The 5,223-nt window shown below is 68.7% G+C and carries 4 protein-coding genes; 2 read left to right on the top strand and 2 right to left on the bottom strand.

Features of this window, described 5'->3' with window-relative positions:
* A partial coding sequence (locus ACE3TA_RS22465; protein ID WP_374576557.1) for a hypothetical protein occupies window positions 1-180 on the top strand: 180 nt, incomplete at its 5' end.
* Window positions 181-492: 312 nt separating this feature from the next.
* Window positions 493-3,495, top strand: coding sequence for a TonB-dependent receptor plug domain-containing protein (locus ACE3TA_RS22470; protein ID WP_374576558.1), 3,003 nt, complete (start codon window positions 493-495; stop codon window positions 3,493-3,495).
* A 92-nt stretch (window positions 3,496-3,587) separates the two neighbouring features.
* Here the strand turns inward: ACE3TA_RS22470 and ACE3TA_RS22475 are convergent, their stop codons facing one another.
* Both ACE3TA_RS22475 and ACE3TA_RS22480 read right to left on the bottom strand, forming a co-directional pair.
* Complete coding sequence (locus tag ACE3TA_RS22475; protein WP_374576559.1) at window positions 3,588-3,965, bottom strand: DUF6491 family protein; 378 nt, start codon at window positions 3,963-3,965, stop codon at window positions 3,588-3,590.
* A 60-nt stretch (window positions 3,966-4,025) separates the two neighbouring features.
* Window positions 4,026-5,223: FAD-dependent oxidoreductase (locus ACE3TA_RS22480; RefSeq protein WP_374576560.1), on the bottom strand; the 1,198-nt coding region annotated here is incomplete at its 5' end.

Genomic DNA, 5,223 nt, shown 5'->3' on the forward strand with positions numbered 1-5,223 from the left:
CACCGCGCCCGCCGGCTCTGGCCGGCGGGGCTTTCCGGCCGGCGAAAGCTCGCCGGTCCCGTGCGCCTTGCGCCGCCGGCCTGTCCGGCGGCGTTTTTTCTTTGCAGGCGCCGCAAACATGCAACACCCGTCACGCTGCAGCGCTCCCATTTGGCGGCGGTCTGGTCGGTTTGTTTTTGAGCAAGCCGTATCATCCGGACGCCGGCCGGTTTTCGGCGCGAACGTCGATTTCGCCCAGAAAGACTTGTTACAGAGACGCCAGTGGGCCCCGCGCTGCGGTTTTTTGACAACCCGGTATGATGCGCGCGCGCCGAATTGACCCGTACGTCAAAAAAGGCGGACTGAGGCGGCTCTATTTCGGCGCCGCAACATCCTGCCGCAACGGTATGGCGCTTCTGGACCGGGCGCCGGATGATCAGGCGACTCTGCGGCCACAAGGCTTCCGGCATTTGAACAAGGGCGCCGGCCGCACGAGGGGGAAAGGAAACATAGATGTCAAAAAGCAGATATTTCTGCGGCGGCTCTGCAGTCGCCGTCGCTCTGGCCTTCGCGGGCTCGGCCTTCGCCGCCGAGACCAACGCCAGCGCAACAACGGTCGAAGAGGTGGTGGTCACCGGCTCATTCATCGCCGGCACCTCTGAAAAGGGCGCCCAGCCGGTCGACGTGGTCGGCGCGGCGGAACTGGCCAAGCAGGGCTCGCCGTCCATCGTCCAATTCGTCAAGACGGTGACCTCGGCCCAATCCTCGCTCGGTGAATCCAACCGCTATAACGGCGGCGCGGGTTCGGCCTCCATCAACCTGCGCGGCCTCGGCTCCTCGCGCACCCTGGTGCTGATGAATGGCCACCGCCTGGCCAACTCCACGGCCGCGGCCTTCCAGGGCGGCGGCGCCGACCTGAACGTCATCCCGACGGCGGCCATCGGCCGGATCGAAATCCTGAAGGACGGCGCGGCCGCCACCTACGGCTCGGACGCCATCGCCGGCGTGGTGAACTTCATCACCCGCAAGGACCTCGAAGGCTTCGAGTTCAACGGCAACTACGGCTACATCAAGGACTCCAGCGGCGACTGGGATGCGTCCCTGGCCTATGGACACCAGTTCGACGCCGGCAACGTGCTGTTCACCGCGGGCTACCGCGAACGCGGCCGCCTGGCGGTCGATGACCGCGACTTCGCGCGGGTTCCCTTCGAGTCGGTGTTCTACGGCGGCTGGTCGGGCTCGGCGAGCCCGGGCGTCTATGGCACCCCGTCGGGCGCCACCTTGTTCCGCGACAACGGCTGTAATGAGCTGGGCTCGCAGCTGCTGACCGCGACCCTGAAGCCGACCACGACGGCCGCCGGCAACGCCGCGCTCTGCCGCTACCAGTTCACCCACTTCAACGACCTGGTGAACGAAGAGCATCACTACCAGCTCTACGGCGAAGTGAACTTCCAGCTGTCGGACAACATCGACTTCCACGCCGAAGGCTTCTGGAACCGCTCCGACGTTCCGGATCAGCGGATCTCGCCGGCCAACCTGACCACCCAGTTCCCGACGGCCAACACCTCGGGTTCGACGGCGGCGCCGGGCTATAACAACCAGACCCGCTACTTCGTCCCGGCCAACAACCCAGGCCTGATCGCCCTGCGGACCGCTTGCGCCGCGCCGCTGTCGGCGGCCCAGTGCGCCGCCATGGCCGGCGGCGTCACCACCAGCCAGGCGTCCTGGCGTCTGATCGGCGTCGAAGGTCACCCGACCAATTCTGACGGCGCCGACCACCAGGACATCCAGCGGACCTCCTGGCGGATCTCGGCTGGCCTGAAGGGCAAGTTCACCGAGGGCATGCTCAGCGGGATCAACTGGGACACCAACCTGCTGTTCATGGAAGTGCAGAGCAACGTCGTCACCAACGACCTGCTCGTGAACCGCATCCAGCGGGCCTTCAACGGCCTGGGCGGTCCGAACTGCGACTGGCGCACCGGCACGCCGGGCCAGGGGAACTGCAAGTGGCTGAACCCCTTCTCGAACGGCATCGCCACCAGCGCCATCACCGGGGCCTCGAACCCGTTCTACAACTCGGCCGTGGCGAATGATAAGGCCATGCTGGCCTGGCTGTACGGCTCGTACACCCAGATCTCCACCAACCAGATCATCGTGGCCGACGCCGTCGTGAGCGGCGAGACCCCGATCGCTCTGCCGGGCGGCAACATCGCCTGGGCGGCCGGCGCTCAGTATCGCTATGAGCGCAACGTCGACGACTGGTCCGACCTGGGCGATGTCGGGGCCACGCCCTGCGTCGACTCCATCGACGGCCAGCAAGGCCAGTGCCCGAACCCGGTCGGCCCCTTCATCTTCTTCGGGGCCCAGAAGGACTACGACGTTGACGGTCGCGTCGGCGCCGCCTTCGCCGAGTTCAAGCTGCCGGTGCTGGACAACCTCGAGGTCAATGTGGCGGTCCGTCACGAAGACTTCGGCGGCCAGGTCGGCTCGACCACCAACCCGAAGATCTCGGCCAAGTGGCAGGCCACCGACTGGCTGGCGTTCCGCGCCACCGCCGGCTCGACCTTCCGCGCTCCGCCGCCGACCATGGTCGCGCCGGGCAGCACCAAGGGCGTTCGTCAGCTGGGCGGCACCTACCGCGGCGCGCTGATCGTCAACAACCCGGATCTGCAGCCGGAAACCGCTGACACCCTGAACCTGGGCGTCATTCTGGACCTGGGCAACTTCTCGGCGTCGTTGGACTACTACAAGTTCGACTTCCAGGACGAGCTGATCCAGGAAGACCCGTCGCAGCTCTTCGCGACCCTGGGTCAAGCCGGCGCCTGCGCCAAGCCGGCGCTCGCCGCCCGCTTCGTGTTCGCGAACGGCGTCTGCAGCCAGGCCAACGTGCTGCAGGAGACCATCCGCTGGGTGAACGGTCCGCAGACCAAGACCTCGGGCTTCGACGTCCGGGCTCAGTACGACTTCGACAACGTCTTCGGCATGGACCTGTGGGGCGCTCGCGCCACGGTCGGCGCCGAGGCGTCGATCCTGAAGGAATACAAGCGCGGCGCCGTGACCCTGCTCGAGGACTCCTCGATCACCATCGCGCCTGCGGTGGATCGCGCCGGCCTGCACGACCTGACGGGCGAGTTCTTCTCGTACCCGAAGCTGCGCGCCAACGCCTTCATCAACCTGCGGGCTGACAACTGGAACCTGCGTTACCAGCTGCTGTATCGTGAAGGCACCACCCTGGCCGGTCCGGTCTGCGCGGGCGACGCCAGCGCCGGCCTCACCGCCGACTGCCGGTACAACTACGGCACCGGCACCTATCAGAGCGTTGGCAAGCTGGACGACTACTTCCAGCACGACCTCACTCTGACGGTCGACCTGCCTTGGGATACGACGGTCACCGGTTCGATCCAGAATGTGCTGGATACCGATCCGCCCTTCGCTCAGAGCTACTACAACTACGACCTGACCAACGGGAACCCGCTGGGCCGCGTCATCAAGCTCGGCGTGAAGAAGCGCTTCTAGGACGACCAGCGCGGCGGCTCTGGTCGCCGCGCAATCCCCTTAAGATCCCTGGCGCCGCCCCCGAAAGGAGGCGGCGCTTTTTTATGCCGGGATCAGGGCCTGGACTTGGCCGGCAGGGCCGCGGCCTCTTCCGGGGTCAGCTTGGTGATCTTGCTCACCTGGCAGCGCTGCGGCCCCGTCGGGCCATTGGTGATGATGGTGGCGTCCAGGGCTGAACAGATCGACGAGCCGGGCCGCGAGAGTAGGGCGATGTCGGTGTTCCAGCGCACATCCGGGCAGGTCCCGAACAGGTCCAGGCGCCAGGTCTCCTTCACGCCCACCTTCACATAGACGGTCTTGTCGTCCGGGGCTGTGAAGCCGTTGACGCTCTGGGTCCAGAAACAGCGGTCCTGCTTGGGCGCGGGGCCAGCCGCCCCGAGGGTGACAAGGGCGCCGGCGGCCAGCGCGCCGGTCAGGATGAACTTTCGCATGAGGCTCAACTCCTATTTGGCTTTCGGTGGCCTCGGCCGCCCCGCCGAGGAGCGGTGAGACTAGGCCGGGGTCGCGTCGGAAATACGGCCCCGCCGCGCCGCCCGGATGCGGAACCGCTCCGGCTCCACCAGGGCGGACAGATGGTGGGGCAGGGGCGAGGGCGAATGCGCGATCCTCGCCGCCACATGTTCGGCCAGCAAGGGGGCCATGGCCAGGCCCCGTGAGCCGAACCCGCCCAGCGCGTAGAGACCCGGGGCCAGGGCGCCCGCCAGGGGCAGGCGGTCCTGGGTGGCCGCCCTCACGCTCGCCCGACCTTTCAGGCCTCCTGCATCGATCCCGGCCGCCAGCTCAGGGCGACCCTGGGCCAGGGTGGCCAGGTTGCGCCGGTGATCCTCGTCCCGCACCTCGGTCGCGGTGTCGTCCCGGTCGTGAGTGGCCCCGAACAACAGGCCCGCGCCCGTCGGGATCGCATAGCCGCCCCAGGCGCTCGGCCGCACCTGGGCCGGGTCCAGGGTCCAGCTCGCCTGTCCCCTTGTGGGGGTCAGGGTGACCTGCGGCCACAGCCGGGCCAGGTCCGGGCCGTTGGCCAGGATCACCGCGTCGCCGCGCCAGATCTCGAAGCCCTCATTGTCCAGCAGCCGCCAGGCCTCGCCGTCCCGCGCCAGCCCGCCGACCTTTTCGGTCCGCACCTGGGGCGCCCAGGCGGCCAGCACGGCGCGGGGGCTGATCACCCGCGCCCCGGACATCTCCAGGCCTTCGGCGGTGGCGACCATCTCGCCGGGCTCGAACAGGTCGCTGGCGGCGATCTTGGCGAACCGGTCGGTGTCCTTGGCCTCGCCCGCCTGCTGCAGCACCCCGCTCGCGATCACCGCGCCGGGGAGGGCGTCATAGAGGGTCCTGGCCCGCGCCAGGGTCCGCGCCCCCAGCTCCGCCACTGGCCCAAGCCCCGCATCCAGCCGGGGCGTCACCAGGCCGGCCGGATTGCCGGAGGCGCCGGCCCCGGGCGCCTCGCCCTCGAACAGCACCGGCTCCAGCCCCAGCGCCTCAAGCGCCCGCACGGCGCTGGCCCCCGCGATCCCCGCGCCCACCACCGCCACGGTTGGCCGCGCCCGCGCCGGCGCTTCGCCCGGCAGCCAGGCCGCCAGTCGTTCGCGCTTGCGCCCGAAGCCGGGGCGCTTCTCCACCTCGAAGCCCGCCGCCTGCAGCCCGCGCCGCACCGCGCCGGCCACAGTAAAGGTGGCCACCTTGGCGCCGGGC

Source organism: Phenylobacterium sp., assembly GCF_041916435.1.
Taxonomy (GTDB): Bacteria; Pseudomonadota; Alphaproteobacteria; order Caulobacterales; family Caulobacteraceae; genus Phenylobacterium.

Coding starts and splice junctions, on each gene's coding strand:
- ACE3TA_RS22470 (WP_374576558.1), top strand. CDS start 493: ATGTCAAAAAGCAGATATTTCTGCGGCGGCTCTGCAGTCGCCGTCGCT.
- ACE3TA_RS22475 (WP_374576559.1), bottom strand. CDS start 3,965: ATGCGAAAGTTCATCCTGACCGGCGCGCTGGCCGCCGGCGCCCTTGTC.